General features: G+C 72.7%; 14 protein-coding genes and 2 pseudogenes. 5 read left to right on the forward strand and 11 right to left on the reverse strand.

What is annotated here, in order from left to right:
* Window positions 1–19: 19 nt before the first annotated feature.
* Both ABZV94_RS22060 and ABZV94_RS22065 read right to left on the reverse strand, forming a co-directional pair.
* A complete protein-coding gene (locus ABZV94_RS22060; RefSeq protein WP_356342665.1) occupies window positions 20–1,261 on the reverse strand; it encodes a putative T7SS-secreted protein in 1,242 nt (413 codons plus the stop codon).
* A 19-nt stretch (window positions 1,262–1,280) separates the two neighbouring features.
* Window positions 1,281–1,592, reverse strand: a complete 312-nt coding sequence (locus ABZV94_RS22065) for a hypothetical protein (protein WP_356342668.1) — start codon at window positions 1,590–1,592, stop codon at window positions 1,281–1,283.
* 113 nt (window positions 1,593–1,705) lie between these two features.
* Between ABZV94_RS22065 and ABZV94_RS22070 the strand changes: the two genes are divergently transcribed.
* Window positions 1,706–2,326: a hypothetical protein gene (locus tag ABZV94_RS22070; protein ID WP_356342670.1), complete on the forward strand. Its 621-nt coding sequence runs from the start codon at window positions 1,706–1,708 to the stop codon at window positions 2,324–2,326.
* A 117-nt stretch (window positions 2,327–2,443) separates the two neighbouring features.
* Window positions 2,444–2,797 (forward strand): DUF4333 domain-containing protein, encoded by a 354-nt coding sequence (locus ABZV94_RS22075; RefSeq protein WP_356342672.1) that lies wholly within the window; start codon window positions 2,444–2,446, stop codon window positions 2,795–2,797.
* A 115-nt stretch (window positions 2,798–2,912) separates the two neighbouring features.
* On the opposite strand, the gene mycP is transcribed toward ABZV94_RS22075, so the two are convergent.
* Window positions 2,913–4,178 (reverse strand): type VII secretion-associated serine protease mycosin, encoded by a 1,266-nt coding sequence (mycP, locus tag ABZV94_RS22080; RefSeq protein WP_356342674.1) that lies wholly within the window; start codon window positions 4,176–4,178, stop codon window positions 2,913–2,915.
* 22 nt (window positions 4,179–4,200) lie between these two features.
* The gene (gene eccB, locus ABZV94_RS22085; RefSeq protein ID WP_356342677.1) at window positions 4,201–5,724 is read right to left on the reverse strand and encodes a type VII secretion protein EccB; all 1,524 of its coding nucleotides are present in this window, start codon (window positions 5,722–5,724) and stop codon (window positions 4,201–4,203) included.
* Between the two features lie 206 nt (window positions 5,725–5,930).
* Here eccB and eccE point away from each other — a divergent pair, with 206 nt between their 5' ends.
* The 3 genes and pseudogenes from eccE to ABZV94_RS22100 all read left to right on the forward strand — a co-directional run.
* Complete coding sequence (gene eccE, locus ABZV94_RS22090; RefSeq protein ID WP_356342678.1) at window positions 5,931–7,289, forward strand: type VII secretion protein EccE; 1,359 nt, start codon at window positions 5,931–5,933, stop codon at window positions 7,287–7,289.
* Window positions 7,289–8,038, forward strand: coding sequence for a hypothetical protein (locus tag ABZV94_RS22095; RefSeq protein ID WP_356342680.1), 750 nt, complete (start codon window positions 7,289–7,291; stop codon window positions 8,036–8,038). Before eccE ends, ABZV94_RS22095 begins: the two co-directional genes overlap by 1 nt.
* A 323-nt stretch (window positions 8,039–8,361) precedes the next feature.
* Window positions 8,362–8,418, forward strand: a pseudogene (locus ABZV94_RS22100) (hypothetical protein); the annotation flags it as partial.
* A 1,256-nt stretch (window positions 8,419–9,674) separates the two neighbouring features.
* Here ABZV94_RS22100 and ABZV94_RS22105 read toward each other — a convergent pair.
* From ABZV94_RS22105 to ABZV94_RS22135, 7 genes and pseudogenes are all read right to left on the reverse strand, one after another.
* Entirely contained in the window at window positions 9,675–10,886 is a 1,212-nt protein-coding gene (locus ABZV94_RS22105) for an AAA family ATPase (RefSeq protein WP_356342682.1), read from the reverse strand.
* Window positions 10,887–10,996: 110 nt separating this feature from the next.
* Window positions 10,997–12,520 carry a hypothetical protein gene (locus ABZV94_RS22110; RefSeq protein ID WP_356342684.1) on the reverse strand — a complete coding sequence of 508 codons (1,524 nt, stop codon included), beginning with the start codon at window positions 12,518–12,520 and terminating at the stop codon, window positions 10,997–10,999.
* Between the two features lie 451 nt (window positions 12,521–12,971).
* The gene (gene tatA, locus ABZV94_RS22115) at window positions 12,972–13,241 is read right to left on the reverse strand and encodes a Sec-independent protein translocase subunit TatA (RefSeq protein WP_356342687.1); all 270 of its coding nucleotides are present in this window, start codon (window positions 13,239–13,241) and stop codon (window positions 12,972–12,974) included.
* Window positions 13,242–13,243: 2 nt separating this feature from the next.
* Window positions 13,244–13,402, reverse strand: coding sequence for a hypothetical protein (locus ABZV94_RS22120; RefSeq protein WP_356342689.1), 159 nt, complete (start codon window positions 13,400–13,402; stop codon window positions 13,244–13,246).
* Window positions 13,403–13,471: 69 nt separating this feature from the next.
* On the reverse strand, window positions 13,472–13,888 hold the full coding sequence (locus tag ABZV94_RS22125; protein ID WP_356342691.1) for a hypothetical protein: 417 nt from the start codon (window positions 13,886–13,888) through the stop codon (window positions 13,472–13,474).
* Between the two features lie 2 nt (window positions 13,889–13,890).
* Window positions 13,891–14,421 (reverse strand): ATP-binding protein, encoded by a 531-nt coding sequence (locus tag ABZV94_RS22130; RefSeq protein ID WP_356342694.1) that lies wholly within the window; start codon window positions 14,419–14,421, stop codon window positions 13,891–13,893.
* Window positions 14,422–15,039: 618 nt separating this feature from the next.
* Window positions 15,040–15,411 (reverse strand): annotated as a pseudogene (locus tag ABZV94_RS22135) (hypothetical protein); the annotation flags it as partial.

Raw genomic sequence — 15,411 nt, forward strand, 5'->3', positions numbered from 1 at the left:
GCTGAGCCTCATCGCAAGCCTAGAACCACTTGCCGAGCGTGTTGTCGTACGCCGAACCCGCGGCATCGCCGATCGCGTCCGCGGCATCACCGACCGTGTCGACGACCTCGCCCGGATCGACGGTGACCTGGAAGCCCACCTTCCCCCCGAGTCCGAGGCCGACACCGACCTCACCGCCGACGTGGTACTTGCCGTCGTCGCCCTTGCCGACGTCGACGCTGGCCGAAGCCCCCGCGCCGGCCCACGCCTCGCCGGTCACACCGGCACCGATGCCGCCCACGTCCGCGGCGGCCGACCCCTCGGCCTTCGCGCCGGCGAAAGCCTCCGCGCCCCCGTGCAGGCCGTCCTTCCCGATGGTGCCCTTGACTTCGGCGTTGGCACCCACCAGGGCACTTCCCTGGGCCTGGAGACCGAGAATGCCGTACTCGGCCTTGCCCCCGGCCTCGGCCTTGGCGAGATATGCGCTGGCCGTCCCCTTCAGTTCCAGGTTCCCGTCGGTGATGCCGGCGACCGCGGAGGCGTCATATCCGAGCAGCGAGACGCCCGCGTTGCCGGACAGTTTGACGCCGCCCACCGTGGTCTCGCCCTTGGCGTCCGCGGACCAGACGCTGGCGCCGCCGCTGACCTCGGCGATCTTCACCGACCAGCTGACCTTCTTCGGCGCGTTGGGGTCTTCCGCCGTGGCGTTGGGATCCTGGTAGCCCCACTGTCGCTTCCGCTTGTCGGCAGGGTTGTTCCCGTACTGCCACAGCTCGTCTTCCTTGACGGTGGTCTGGCCGAGCCCGAGATCCTTGGCGAGCTGCCGCGCCTGGGTCAGCCAGCTCGGGCTGTCCTTGGCGCCGCCGGACAGCTTCTCCAGCTTGGACGACAGCGTTCCGGCCTCGTGCTCCAGCTGGGTGCGCGCGGTGCTGAGCACCTGCTGGGCTCCCGCGTGGTCACCCTTGTCCCACTTCTCTATCGCGTCGGCCGCCTGTCCCTGCGCCCAGTGGAGCACGCTGGTGTACGACTTGATGGCGCCGGCCGCCCCCGCCATGTGGTCCGAGGCGATGTACCAGTTGCCCTTCTCGTCGTTCAGGCTCTTCCAGAACGCGTCGCTGGCCTGTCCGTGCCAGCCGGGGACCTTCACGTCCCGCAGATTGGACCCGACCTTGTCGAACTTGTCCGACCAGTGCTGCATGGTGTCTGCGAGCTCGGTCAGCGCGTGTACGTCACCGGGAATGAGCTCCTTGGGGTCCTTCGTCGACCCGAGTGCCGCTGCCACTGCTTCCCCCGCTCCTGCCTTACTTGCCCTGGTACGTCTTGACGGAGTTGGCCGCGTCCCGGACCCGTCCGTCCGTGTCCGTCAAGGTGCCCGACGCCGAGATCAGCCCCGCCGCGCGCTGGGCCGTGCTGCCACTGAGGATCTGCGCACCGGCCTGCCAGGTCGCGCAGAACGCCACGAACGACGAGGACGCCGACGAGTGCCCGAAGGAGGAACTGCGTCCAGCCGACTCCTCCAGATCGAAACCCTCGGTCGGGCGCAGGGCCTCGACGACGTCTTTGGCGCCCTTTTTGAGAGTCTGTGAATCCGCACCCAGATCAGGATCAGCCACGGCTGCCCTCCCCTTCTTCAACTCCTGCCGAAACAGTGCTCATTGACGCACTCGGTGATCGGCGCGCGAAGTGTAGCATCGGCATCCACGAGCATCAGAAGGCGAACGCAGCAATGAACTTCGACGACTTGCCGCCTCCGACGAAACGACGTGATGTGGTCATCGTCAACGACCGGGAAATACCGCGCCGTTACTTTCTCATGGCGGCGGCCGGTGTCTTCGCTGTCTTCGGCGGCGCTTTCGGCGGGATCGTCTGGGCCGGCTGGTCCGGCGCACGGGAGGACTCCCGGGGCGACGAGGAGGTCTCCGCCCTCGTCGCCCTGGCGCAGCGGCGGGGATGGACGTACCGTGCGCGGGTCGCGGGTGGCGCCGACCGTTACGCGGGCGCCTCGCCGTTTCCTGACGTGTCGTCGGGACTGAGCGTCTGGGACTGGGTCGAAGGGCGGTATCGCGGCCATAGCGTTCGCTGCTTCGAGTACCGCGACGTGCGAACCGTAGGGTCGGCGGGCCCCGGGCGCTCCCTCACGAAGACGGCGTACTACGCCGTATTCTCCGTCACCGCTCCGCACGCGGTGACGCGTTCCGTGCTCCGCGCGGCGGACGCCGACGACCCGCTCCGATTCCATGCGGGCGAACTCATCACCTGGACCAAAGGCCGGCTCCGGGAAGAAGACGTCCTGCCCAAGCTGAAACGCCTTTGCGACGTCCTCGACCGATCGATTGATTCCCGGTGAGGATTTACGGCGGATCAAGTGAAGGGGGGCGTACGGGGGATGAGGATGCATGAAGCTTCTCGGGGGCCAGTATGCTTCCGGCGTTCTCTCGTCCTGATACCCGGAATGGAGCCCCCCATGGCGATAGCCCGCACGTCCGCAGCAGCATGGAGTCTTTCGGCTGTGGCCGCCGGTGTGCTGCTTGTCGGCTGTTCGGGATCGGTCACCGTGGAGAAGTCCGAGCCGAAGATCTCCGCCGGCAAGCTGGCCGACACGGTAGCCGAGAAGCTCGCGGCCCAGACGGGTCGGCCGAAGCCGGACATCACCTGTCCGGAGGACCTCGCGGGCAAGGTCGGCACCACCACCCGCTGCACGCTCACCGCCGATGACGGCAGCACGCTGGGGGTGACGGTGACCGTCTCCTCCGTGAAGGGAAGCCAGATCGACTTCGCCATCAAGGCCGACGACAAGGCCTCCCCACCGGCGAGCTGACGCCGGTCCCCTTCTCGGCGGACCAGCGGTACGACGTACGGCGGCGGTGCCCGGCGAGGCGCCGCCGCCGTCCCGTGTTCCTCTCCGGCGGCGCCGAGTCCGCCGAGAGCCGCCGTCAGGAGGTGTGCGAGCGGCCGGCGCGTCTGCGGTGCGCGTCCCGGACGGCCACGGCCGTTCCCGCCAGGCCCGCCACCAGCACCAGACCTCCCACGACCGTGTAGGTCGCCAGGCGGCTGTCGCGTTCCTCGGCCGTCTCACCGAAGTGCAGGGGGGTGACCGACGGAGCCTCTCCCCTGGCCATCCCGTTCTCGGGTTTCGGGGATTCGACGGGGTGCGCCGGATCCACCTCCGTGAGTGCCTTCACGGGGTTCACCACGCCCCAGCCCACCAACCGGTCACGCCCGGGGATCGAGCGTTCCGCGGTCTGTTCGATCTGGGCGACGACCTGCTGGGCCGTCCAGTCGGGGTACTTGGACTTCAACAGGGCGGCCACAGCGGCGACATAGGGTGCCGAGAAGCTCGTACCGTTGTCCGAGCAGTGGCCGTTGCCCGGAACCGTGGAGATCATGTCCACGCCGGGAGCCGCGACCCCCACGAAGTCCCCCGACTGGGAGAAGGCGGCACGTTCGTTGTTGCGGTCGGAGGCCGCCACCGCCAGGACGCCCTCGTAGGACGCCGGGTACGTGACCTTGACGTTGCCGCCCAGGCCGTCGTTGCCGGCGGAGGCCACGACGACGACCTTCCGGTTCAAGGCGTAGTCGACGGCGGTCTTCAGCGTGGCGTCCCTGGGATCGAGCGCCTCGGCCGTGTCCTGCGAGATGTTGATGACGTCGGCGCCCGCCTGGACCGCGTACTTGATCGCGTCGGCCAGCGTGTCCGCCGTGCCGTCGCCCTCGGCGTCGTTCTGCTTGATCGGGATGATCGTGGCGTCCGGGGCCAGGCCCACGAAACCGGTGCCCTTCGCCGGGCGGGCTGCGATGATGCCCGCCACGCGCGTGCCGTGGCCGACCGTGTCGGTGGTGCCCCACTTGTTACCGCGGTCTATCTTCTCGCCCTTGCGGTTCTTGGGGGGCAGCAGGTTCTTGCCCTTGGACGCGGCAACGGCCTTGGTGAGCTGTGGGTTCTTGACGTCCACGCCGGTGTCGATGACGGCCACCTGGACGCCCTTGCCCGTGGACTGCGCCCACAGCTCGTCCAGGTTGACGCGTTGCAGCGCCCACGGCCGGCCCGAATACGGCTTCGACGGGAAGGTGCACTGGCCGTCGTCCGCCCGGGCCGGGGAAGCGGGCAGGGCGAGCACGGTGGTCGCCGCGGTGAGGGTCGCCGCGGCGACCACGACCAGCGCTCGGGCCGCGGCTCCCGACGTCCTTGCCTTCAGCATGAGTCCGTTCTCCTCCGCGCCGCTACGAGCCCTGCGGCTGCCGCGCCGCCGCCTCCGACAGGCGCGGACCCGTCGGCAGGAAGGTCGACCATTCCAACGGGATGGGCGTGGGCGTGAGCTTCTCGTAGCCGAGGCGGGTCTGGGCGATCTTCGCCTCGGCCAGTTCCTCCTTCTTCTTCTTGGCGGAGGTGCCGATGCCCTTGTCGTCGGTGGCGCTGTCGCTGTTGGACTGCAGGGCGTAGCGCAGGCCCGTGTCGGTGACGAGGAAGACGCCGCCGGCCATGGTCTCGGTGCCCTGGAACTGACGGTAGAGCTGGCCGGAACCGGCCGTGACGTAGGCGCTGGAGGAACCGGTGGGCAGCTGGGCGGGAAAGTCCTTGCCGGCCCAGGTGGACAGGGTCGTCACTCCCTTGGCGCCGACCGATCGCAGCACGTTGCAGACCGTGTTGCGGCCGCTGGTGGCGCTGGAGCCGTCGTTCACCGTCCTCGGCCTGTACGTCGGCCAGTTCTTGCCGTCGTCGAAGGCCGTGCTGTCGGCGACCGCGCCGGGGCTGACCTGCTGCGCCTCACCGGCCTGGCCGACACCGACGAGCTGACCGCTGTTGAGCAGGAGCGTGGCGGTGAACTCGGAGATGCGGGCGACCTTCCCCCGCAGGACGACGTAGTACCGCAACACCTGTCCGTCGTAGGCCTTGATGACCTCGCCGACCTTGTCGTACTGCGCGGGCATGATCCCGGCGTCGGCCTTCGCGCCGGGCGTGCCCTCGATCGGCGGAATGGCGATCGGGGTGCCCTTGTGGAGGGTGTCGAGCCACTCCTGGGAGACACGCTGCGGAGCGCGGCCCCGGGTGTCGAGGGCCTTGAGGAGTTCCTTGTCGCCGGGGTCCGCGAGCTTGTACGCCGTGCCGTGCGCGTCGACGACGTACTGGGTCTTGCCGTCCGGACCGACGACGTACATCAGGTCGCCGCGGGTGAGCCTGTCGGCCCCCTCCGTCCTGGACCACTCCTTCTTCGCCAGGACGAACGCCGCCTTCTGGATGGCCCGGCCGCCGTCGGCGGGGCGCTCGCAGACGGCCCAGCGCTTGGCGGCTTCGGCCTCGTCCGGGGAGGGCAGGCGGTCGGGCGCGTACGGGATGCCGATGGTGGCGCCGTGCGGAGGCTTGCCGCTGTCCAGGACCTTCTCGTCGACGGTGATGACGCTGGCCTTGCTGGGGTCCAGGAGCAACTTGGCCGAGGCCATGTTGAGGACGGGGTGGAGCTGCTTCTGCTTGCCCGTCTTCAGGACGACGTACCGGGTGGTCGACTTGCTGGCGACGATGACGTGTTCCTCGGGGGTGTCCCAGCCCTTGGGTGCCGTCGGGCTGAACATGCCGATCGCACCGAACACCGCGAGGATCACGACACCGGCGACGACACCGGGGACCAGTGCGCCCAGCGGCTTGGGAGCGCCCTCCTCCGAGCCGGAGGGCGAAGGCTGCAGGAAGGACGCGAGCGTACGGCGCTTCGCGAAGGTGTAGGCGTTGAGTTCGTCCCGCCGTGATGCCATCTGTGTCCGCTCTCTCCCCGTTGCGGAGCCGTGGGGGACCTGTGAAGATCCGTCCCCCGTCCTCGGTTGCCTCTGGTGCCTCGACTGTCAGACCCGGCCCCTACTATGCCTGTTGCGAGGACGTGCTGGTGGCACGGGTAGGGTGCTCAGGGCTTGAAGGGACCGGAGCGCAAGGGATTTCGGGAGAGTTCGGGGGTTTTGAAGTGATGGCTTCCGCAACGCGGACCCGGTCGCGATCGCAATCAGGGTCACGGTCGGGTGGCGCGCGCCGGCCGGGCGCCCACGGCTCCTCCTCCGGGCGGGGCGGCGCCCAGCAGGCGCCCACGCCCTACCGGGGAGCCTTCACACCCCGCCTGGAATCCCGCTCCGGCCGCGGCGGTTCGTTCGCGGTGCAGCGGCTTGTGCTGCTGGAGATCGCCGGCGCCCTCGCACTGTGCGGCTGGCTCGTCGGCACGGTCGCATTGGTCGCCGTCGCCCCCTTCTCCGTGGTGCTCATGGTGCTCGCCGTCGTACGGCGCCGGGGGCGCTCCCTGCCGGAGTGGCTCGGCACCCTGCTGGCCATGCGGACCCGCATCCGGCGGGCCGCGAGCACTCCGGTGCCGCCAGGGACGGACTCCGGGCTCGCGCCCGCCGTGGAGTGCGACCCCACCTTGCGCACGTTCAGCTTCAACCGAGGTGACCGCGACCAGCGGCCGATCGGCATGGTGGGCGACGGAGGCTTCCTGACCGCGGTGATCCAGGTCGAGTCGGACGTCGACGCGCTGCGCGCGGAGCACGGAAGGCGACCGCTGCCGCTAGCCCTCGTCCGGGACGTCCTCGAAGTCGACGGCATCCGGCTGGAGTCGGCGCAGATCGTGGTGCACACCCAGCCCGCGCCCGCGCTGCACCTGCCCCAGCAGTCGGTGGTCGTCAGCAACTACGCGCCGCTGCAGGCCCAGACCGGTTCTCCCGCGGTCCGTATCACCTGGATCGCACTGAAGCTCGACCCCGAACTGTGTCCGGAGGCGGTGGCCGCGCGCGGCGGCGGACTGCTGGGGGCGCAGAAGTGCCTGGCGCGCTCGGCCGAACACCTGTCGAGCCGGCTGACCGGTGCCGGATTCCGGGCGAACGTGCTCACCGAGGAGGAGTTGACGGCCGCCATCGCCACGTCCGCGTGTGCCAACCCGATGGTGACGGCCCAGGCCGGGCGGGGTGAGGCGCCGCAGCGGCGGACCGAGGAGTCCAGCCGCAGCTGGCGGTGCGACAACCGCCGGCACACCACCTACTGGGTGCGGCGCTGGCCCCAGCTCGGCGGCGCCGGCGGCTCGCTGGCCCAGCTCGTCGCACAGCTGACCGCGGTCCCCGCACTCGCGACGACGTTCAGCCTGACGCTGGCCAAGGGCGCGCAGCAGGACGTGACCGTCACCGGCCACGTACGGATCACCGGCCGCAGCAAGCAGGAACTGACCGACGCGCGGCGCGATCTGGAGCGTATGGCGCAGCAGGCACGCACCGGGCTCGCGCGCCTGGACCGTGAGCAACTCCCCGGTGTTCTGGCCACCCTGCCGCTCGGAGGTGCCCGCTGATGACCATGACGACTTCGCCCACCCCGTCCGGTCCGGGCTTCGGTGAGCGGCTGCGCACCGGCTTCGGTCTGCTCGGTCCCCGTCATCCGCGGCACGCTCTGCCCATGGACCAGGTGGACGCGCTGACCCTGCCCATCGGCGACGACGGCGTGGTGGTCGGCGTCAACAATGAGGGGCAGCCGGCCATCCTCGGGGTGAACCGCCCCACGCCGTACGACATCGTGCTCATCGGCGGCCTGTGGACCGCGCAGGTCATGGCGCTGCGCTCCGCCGCCACCGGTGCCCGGGTCGCGGTGGAGACCGGGCGGCCGCAGGCCTGGATGCAGATGGTGCATGCCATGGGCGGCGGGCAGAACGGGCTGTCCGTGTACGACGTGGGGCGGGTGCCGCCCCAGGGTGCCTCCGCGGGTACGCCGGTGCTGGTGGTGCGGGACTGCGGTATGCGGCCCCCGCGCGGGCGGGTGGTGTCCGGTCCCTGGCAGTCGGTGCTGACCCTGCTGCCGTATCTCAGTCCGGTCGCGCCCCGGCTGCTGCGGCAGGCACGGCTCGCCGGTATCCAGCGGGTCTCGCCGGACGAGGCGGCCGAACTGGGGCGCACGATGGGGCTGTCGCGGACCGAGGTGGAGTCGCTGCCGGGGCTGCCCGACGGCGTCACCCTGTGGTGTACCGACCGTGACCGGCAGTACGTGCTGACGCAACCCACCGACGCCGAGATCGGATTGTTGGGTACGCCCCGGCGGATGGACTGAACTGCCCTTGCCCGTCCCTTTTGTTCGGGGGTGTCGTATGCGGTCGCGCGGGGTGGACCGGTGACTGCGCGTGTGCCGTGGCCTGGTGTGCGGGCGCGGAGAGGTGGGCGGGCCTGCCGTGGTGTGGCTCCTGGTGATTAGGCTGGGAGCGGGCGCGATGGCAGGACCCGTGAACCGGCGTCGGTGTCCCGGGGGGAGAGCCGTTGCACCGGACCGCCCCGAACGACTACGGACGACTCGGTACGACACGACATGGTCGCCCCGGCACGGCATGAGGGTGCTCGACCACACCAGGAGGAACTGTGAGCAGCGATCGGGACGGGATGCGCGGGGGCTGGGACACACCCGGCGATGACCAGCCCGACGCGGAGGCCGTCGAGACCACCGGCGAGTTCACCATCGACTACGCTCCCCCCGCCTGGTACACGCAGAACGCGTCGGGAGCGGGCGGTACGGGTGCCGGTGGCGCGGGCGGCGCTGGCGGTTTCCCCGGGTCCACCGGTTCCGCCGGGACCCCCGGTTCCGCCGGGTCCGCCGCTGCCGGTGACTCGGGCGTTCCGGCTGCTCCCGGGCTGCCGTTCCCCACGGGCACCCCGGTGCCGGGCCCGACACCGCCTCCGCCGGCCGCCCCACCGATGAGTACGCCGCCGCAGGGCACGTCGCCGTTCATTCCGGCCCAGGGTGCCTCGTACGGTCCGGCGGAGGGAACTCCGTACGGTCCTGCGCAGGGCGCGTCCTTCACCTCGCCGCAGGGGGCCGCGTACGCTCCCCCGGCCGGGTCTGCGCAGCCCGCGCCGCCGACCGGTGACCCCGTTCCGATGCCGCGGCTGCCCGAGGGCTTCGAGCCGCAGCAGCCTCGGTCCTCCCAGGCGGACGCATCGGCCGCCTCCGGTGTGGTCGAGCCGGAGACGGACAACGGGGACCTGGAGAGCGGGGCGACCATGCGGTTCTCCGCCGTCGCCCTGAAGCGGCAGATGGCGGAGATGGCCGAGCGCGCCGATGCCGCCGGCGAGTCCGCCGAGCCCGGGGATGAGGGGTCCGCCGGGGCAGTGAGCCCCGCCGGTTCGGAGGGCGCGGCAGATCCGGAGGGTTCCGCCGCCGTCCCCGAGGGTTCCGCCGGTGCCTCCGGTGTCGGGGAGTCCGCCGATGCCGAGGGCGACGTCGACCGTGCCGGGAAGTCCGGCGACGAGGACGACGAGGGTGGCGAGGACGGCACCGAGGAATCGGGGCGCGGGGCCGCCGCGCAGGACGGCTCGGTGGCCAAGGTCGCCGTTGCGGGGAGTTTGTCGTCCGACGGGGCCGCCGCCGATGAGGAGGCCGCGGGGGACGAGCGCGTTGCCGAGCAGGCCGCCGCTGAGAGTGACCCGGAGCCCGAGAACGCCACGAGGAGCGTCGACGGGGGCTCCGCCGCCCCCGTGCAGTCCGACGCGCCGGAGTCCTCGGGCGCCGGGGCTGCGGACCTGACGGCCCAGGGCGGTGTCCCTCAGCCGGGTGCAGCGGACGACAGCGCGCTTCCGGGTGACGGTGCCGCCGACAGCGGTACTGCGGACAGCGGTGCCTCGGGCAGTGGTGCCTCGGGCAGTGGTGCCTCGGACAGCGGTGCCTCCGACAGCACGGCCCAGCAGGCCGGCGCCGCTCACTCCGGTACCCCGGCCGGCACCTCCCAGTCGTCGCGCCGCAGTGCCGCCAGGGTCGCCGCCGGGGCCACCAGCAGGTCGGGGGCACCGGTCTCCAGAGCCCGGACCAGTACCGCCCAGCCCGCCTCCCACCGCTGCCGCTCCGGCCGCGCCCCGACGGCGGCCACCACCGCCTCCAGCGTCGCCTGGCGCAGATCGCCCCGCACGGGCAGCTCGGCCGCGGCGGGATCGGCCAGCAGCGACTCCGGGTCCGGCAGGTCCATCCGGTCCAGGTGGGCGAGGAGTTCGAGCCCGGGGCCGTCCCCCACCGCGCCCCGTACCAGCAGCGCCAGCACCTCCCGGGACACGGAGGCCGCCGTGCCGAAGGCCAACAGGGTCAGCGCGGCGTCCCAGCTGCGGGGCGAGGGCCAGGCGGCGCCGCGTCGTGTCTCGGTACTCGGCAGCCGGTGGATCAGCGTCGGCCGGGCTTGCAGGAAGCCGCAGACCGCGCGCCGGGCGTGGGCCACCGCCTCCGGCAGCCGGTCGGGCACCAGCCGGGGCATCTGCGCCCGGGGCCAGACGCCGCCGAGCCCGCGCACCACCACCTCGGGGTCGTGCGCCCAGTGCAGATGGACGAACCGGTTGGCGAGCGGCGGGCTCAGTTCCCACCCGTCCGCGGCGGAGGCCCGTGGATTGGCGGCGGCCACGATCCGTACGCCGCGCGGTAGTTGGAGGGCACCGACCTTCCGCTCCAGGACGACCCGGAGCAGCGCGGCCTGGACGGCGGGGGTGGCGGTGGACAGTTCGTCCAGGAAGAGCAGCCCCCGCCCGGCCCGCACCAGCTCCACGGCCCACCGCGGCGGCGCCATCGGCACGCCCTGCACCGCCGGGTCGTCGCCCACGATGGGCAGGCCGGAGAAGTCGGACGGTTCGTGGACGCTGGCGATCACGGTCGTCAGCGGCAGGCCGAGGGAGTCGGCGAGCTGGGTCAGGGCCGCGGTCTTGCCGATGCCCGGCTCGCCCCACAGCAGTACGGGCAGGTCGGCCGCGACGGCCAGGGTGAGTGCTTCGAGCTGTTCGTCGGGGCGGGGCTCGGTGGTGGTCGTCCGCAGGAGGCCCAGGAGGTCGTCGGCGACGGCGAGTTGGGCGCGGGTGTCGGAGGGGGCGGCGGCGAGGGGTGCCGGGACGTCGGCGGCCGGGGCCGCGGAGCGCAAAAGGGTGCTGGAGGTCATGGGCATCACCTGGGTGGGATCGGGGGACGGGACGGCCCGTCCGGAGGTCGTGGGGGCATGCGGCACCGAACCCGCGGCGCTGTGGGGCGGGTTGGCCGGAGGCGGAGTGGTCAGCGCATGAGGCCGGTGCGTGGCCGGGCCCGGCTGGACCGCTTGCGGAGCATGGCGTGAGGGGTACGGCGGTCGAGCCGGGGCCGGTGACTCGCGTCGGCGTGTCCCGCGTCCGAGGCGCTCCCGGGTCGCGCGGCCCCGGCAGCGGGGTGCTCGGTGACCAGCCCGGAGCGGAAGAGACCGTGGTCGACGCGTCGGGCCGCGGCCGACTCCAGTTCCCGCCGGAGCGGGCCGTCGGGCAGGACGGCTCCCGGCCCGAGGAGTCCCTCGACCACGCTCAGCGCCCCGGCGACGTCACCGTGGAGGAGCCGCTCCCGGACCGCGGGCAGTGCCTCCGGGCTGCGGTGCACCGCGTCGATGGCCCGCAGGCAGGGCAGCGCCGGCCCGCCGAGCGCCACCAGCAGTTCCTCCCGCCGCAGCTCGGCCGGATCGTGGTCGATCGCCGTCAGCACCCCGTCCCGCAGCGCGATCCGGTGGTCCTCGCCCCGGCACCGCACCCGATGCGGATCGTCGGGTTCGGGGGCCGGTCCGGCCGCTGCCGCGGGGCTCGGGTCCGCCAGTGCCGCGGCGACGAGCGGATGCAGGCGACCGGCCTCGACGAGACCGGCCCGCAGCAGCTCCAGATCGGGCGGGATGCGGGCCGCCGCCTCCGGCAGCACCGGAAGCGCGGCGACCTGCTGCGGCGGCACCGCCTCCCGCAGCGGCCGGAAGGTGGGGGCATGGCTGTCGTCGGGCGCGACGAGTTCGAGGACGGCGCGGCTGCGCGCACCGAGCCGGACGGTGAAGGCGCCGCGTGGGCCGCGGCCCTCGGCCCGCAGCAGCAGTTCCGCCTCGGCGGCCCAGCGGGACACCGCCCAGGACGCGTCCTCGGTGCCGGGCCGGTCCGCGCGGTCCGCGTCCTCCGGGCGGTCGGAGAGACCGGGCGGGGCCGGAGGACGGTGGGACTCGTGGGAGCGGCCGGGCGGCCCCGTCGGCGGTGTTCCGTCCGCCCCGCATCGCCGGGCGAGTTCGCCGCTTCGTCCGGCGTCCCAGAGGTGCCGGTGCAGGTCGAGGCGGTGACGCCGGTCGGGGTGGGGGTGCGGGTGCCCCGGTGCGCTGCTTCCGGGCCCCTCCCACAGCGCCAGCGACATGCGCTGGCCGGCGTCCGCCCAGGTCGGTGGTGTGCGCACCACCAGGTGCAGCGGTGTGCCGCCCGAACTGCCGTAACGGGCCAGGGAGAGGGTGAGGCCTGGGCGGAGCCGCCCGTCGGGGGCGATCCGGGGCATGTGCCAGCGGAGCAGATCCGGCGCCAGAAGGCGCAGGTCCGCACGGAGCCGGGTGGCGGCATCGATGCCGTGGCGCTTGCGCACGGCGCGCAGATCGAGGTCGATGTCGATGCGGGCGGCGGCGCAGGCCCCCGACCAGTCGCCGACGGCACGACGCGCGGTCGCGGTCTCGATCATGGACGGTGGCACGGCGTACTCGCGCACGCGCTGCCACATCAACAGGCGGGACGGGACGTCGTTCGCGAAGTGATGTGCCATCAGCACTCACCTTGCGCGAACGATTCCCCCAATCCGTACGAGGAGAAGGTCTTCATCCCCGGCATCGTAACCAGACCGCCGACGATCTGTCCCCGCATTTCCCGTCGGCGGCTCCCGGCCCCAGGTGTGTGCGGGATGTCCCGTGGTTCGGCCACACCACGGTCCTGTCGTCATCGTCGGGTGTCCCGGAGCCGCCGCCGAGGCAGCCGGCGAAGGCGTCGAGACTTCTGCCGAGGCAACGGATTGCTCGCCCGTTGCCGTACTTCTCCGGCAGACGGACCCACGGGATGCTCTCTCAGCGCCCTGCGCCGGTCGCCGAGGAGGGAGAAGGCGACGGCGGCGAAGTAGAGCGCCCGGATCGGCGCGGCCGGTGCCAGCATCGTCAGCGGACCGACCGGGGCATGCCATGTCCTCGTCTCGTGCGGCGGACCGGGAGCCGGGGGGGCCGGGCTCAGTCCCGGTGACCGGCCGGGCCGTCCGTGGGCGTGGTACGGGCGGTGGCGGCGTCCGGGGCCGTCCGCGGTCCCGGGGCGGGCTCGGGCTCGGGGCGTGCCTCGTCCGGGGCGCCGTCGTCCTTCATCGCCTTGGTCTCGCTCTTGAGGATCCGCATGGACCTGCCCAGCGCCCGGGCGGTCTCGGGAAGTCTCTTCGAGCTGAAGAGCGTGATCACCACCGCGGCCAGGACCAGCAGGTGCCAGGGCTCCAGCGCGCTGCGGAACATCGTCACACCGCCCCGTCGAACGCGTCGGCGCCCGTAGCGCGTGACCGTTCCTGTCGCCGGTCGGCGTGTTCCCGCACGGCCGTCGGGCGGGGCGGGCGAGGTGAGCGGGACCGGCCGGCCGGCGCGGAGAGGTGCCGGGTGCCGCTGTCGTCGCTGGTCATGTTTCCTCCGGTCGGGTCGGAGCGGGCTGCTCGTCAGGGGGCAGCGGGCTTCTGGTCGGGTCGGGGCCTTCAGGTTCCGGGGTGCCCGGCAGCCGTCCAGGCGGCGTACTCCTGGCGGACGTAGAGGCGGCTGCCGCCGGCGGGCGCGACCGCGTCGGGAGGGTGCGGACCGGCCACGAGATCGGGGTGGCGGCGGTCGTACAGGACGAGTTGGTCGGCGGTCTCCGCGGCGGCCACGACCGGGCCCGGACCGGGGACGGCGGAGGCGAGCCGGTCCATGAGGGCGGCCCGGCGCAGCAGTCGGGCGCGTTCGGCGGCCGGCGCATCGGCCGGCGGACCGGTGCCGGGCCCGGCCCGGCGGCCGTCGCGTTCGGCGTCGAGTGCGAGCACCTGGTGCATCTCGCGGCGCAGGTCCGGTGCATGGGCGTACGCCTCGTGCGGCGGCGGGACGTCGATGCCCTCGCCGTTGTCCGGGGTGATGTCCATGGTCACTTCTCCTGGTCATGACGCGCGCGCAGGCAGGCGCGGACCTCGCGGCCCCTGCCCGTCTGGTGGGCCTCGGTCGCCTGGGCGAGGTACTGGACGATGCCGGTGCCGCGGCCGTGTTCGTCGGAGGCGATGTCGGGGCGGTGGCGCTCCACCGCCCTGCCGGAGTCGGTGACCACGATGTGCAGCGTGCCGTCGTCGAGGCAGAGCCGCAGGGTCATGCGCTCGCGGCCGTACTGGGCGGCGTTGGCGGCGAGTTCGTCGACGATGAGAATGGCGGAGTCCCGCTCGCTCGCGGGTACCTGCCAGGCTTCCAGCAGATCCGCCGTGAAGTGACGGACGGCGCAGACGTGCGCCTCCTGCGCGGGCAGGGTGAGCAGCGCCTCGTGGTGGCAGGACCGGCCGAGCTGTGGACTGGTCCGGGGGGAGTCGGTCACGAACATGGTCTTCTGGCTCTTCTGTGGGTGGGCGGAGACCGGGAGGGGGGACCACCAGCAGCGGCCCTTCGGGTCGTCGGCGGGCTGGTCCCGCATGGCGCGCTCATGTGGTTTCACGGCTGACGCGTGCCGAACGGTTCGGTGGTCGGCGCCTTTTGCTCGACTTCTTCCGGCTCACTGCGGGGCGGCGGCCCGGCCGGGCTCACTCGGCTCTTCAGCGCCCGTCAGTCGTGCCGGGCGGGGTGCTGGTACGCAGCGCCACTGCACCGGGCGGAGACACCCCTGCCGGACCTTCGCGCCACGGAGCCGGAGAGGAACGCCCCCGCCCGCGTACCGGCCCGGGAACGCCGGTCAGCCTCCCGGCCACCCGGGTACCGGTGCCGACTCCCGAGGCCACCGCGCTGATCCGTCAGCGGCCGCAGTCGGACGGCCCCACCTGCCTCGGAGCCGTGCCGCGTGGTGGAGCCGCCCGGCGACGGTCGCCACGCGCGTCCCGGAGGAGGCCGGTGCCCTGAGCACCGGCGGGCGGCTCCCCTGCCCTCGGTCACCCGGACCCCGCCCGGCCGCTCGCCCCGCCGTGCCCTCACATCCGGCCACCGTCGGGTCACGCCCGGATCGTCACCAACATCTGACCCTTGTCCGCGACGGCTCCCCTGCCCTCGGCCACCCCGACCCCGCCCAGCCGCGCCCCCACATCCGGCCGCCGCCGCCGGGTCACGCCCGGATCGTGACCAGCTTCTGACCGTTGTCCGCGATGATCTCGAAGTGCTGGATGGCCTCGGGGGCCATGGCGACCGTCCCGGGGATCGTGGTGCCGGAAGGGTACTTGCCGGCCCACCAGGTGGCACCGTCCGCCCTGACTCCGCCGGGCCCGACCGCTTGCAGCCGGCAGGTGGTCCCGGCGGGCGCCCCCCTGGCCGAGACCTGCAGGACACTGCCCCAGGCGGAGGGCGAGACCTTCACCGAGGCGGAGACGCCGGTGGCGGGATCGCTTCCGGAGAAGGTGCGCGTGAACGTGGGCGCGCTCGGCCCGGGCGGTGCCGCCACGCTCCCCACGGTGCCGACGGCGGCCAGCCATGCGCCGCC

The sequence above is a fragment of the Streptomyces sp. NPDC004658 genome (assembly GCF_040609555.1).
In the GTDB taxonomy this organism is placed as follows: domain Bacteria; phylum Actinomycetota; class Actinomycetes; order Streptomycetales; family Streptomycetaceae; genus Streptomyces.

Excerpts from the sequence above, each read along its gene's own strand:
- ABZV94_RS22070 (WP_356342670.1), top strand. The coding sequence starts at position 1,706 with ATGAACTTCGACGACTTGCCGCCTCCGACGAAACGACGTGATGTGGTC.
- ABZV94_RS22075 (WP_356342672.1), top strand. The coding sequence starts at position 2,444 with ATGGCGATAGCCCGCACGTCCGCAGCAGCATGGAGTCTTTCGGCTGTG.
- mycP (WP_356342674.1), bottom strand. The coding sequence starts at position 4,178 with ATGCTGAAGGCAAGGACGTCGGGAGCCGCGGCCCGAGCGCTGGTCGTG.
- eccB (WP_356342677.1), bottom strand. The coding sequence starts at position 5,724 with ATGGCATCACGGCGGGACGAACTCAACGCCTACACCTTCGCGAAGCGC.
- eccE (WP_356342678.1), top strand. The coding sequence starts at position 5,931 with ATGGCTTCCGCAACGCGGACCCGGTCGCGATCGCAATCAGGGTCACGG.
- ABZV94_RS22095 (WP_356342680.1), top strand. The coding sequence starts at position 7,289 with ATGACCATGACGACTTCGCCCACCCCGTCCGGTCCGGGCTTCGGTGAG.
- ABZV94_RS22105 (WP_356342682.1), bottom strand. The coding sequence starts at position 10,886 with ATGACCTCCAGCACCCTTTTGCGCTCCGCGGCCCCGGCCGCCGACGTC.
- ABZV94_RS22110 (WP_356342684.1), bottom strand. The coding sequence starts at position 12,520 with ATGGCACATCACTTCGCGAACGACGTCCCGTCCCGCCTGTTGATGTGG.
- tatA (WP_356342687.1), bottom strand. The coding sequence starts at position 13,241 with ATGTTCCGCAGCGCGCTGGAGCCCTGGCACCTGCTGGTCCTGGCCGCG.
- ABZV94_RS22120 (WP_356342689.1), bottom strand. The coding sequence starts at position 13,402 with ATGACCAGCGACGACAGCGGCACCCGGCACCTCTCCGCGCCGGCCGGC.
- ABZV94_RS22125 (WP_356342691.1), bottom strand. The coding sequence starts at position 13,888 with ATGGACATCACCCCGGACAACGGCGAGGGCATCGACGTCCCGCCGCCG.
- ABZV94_RS22130 (WP_356342694.1), bottom strand. The coding sequence starts at position 14,421 with ATGCGGGACCAGCCCGCCGACGACCCGAAGGGCCGCTGCTGGTGGTCC.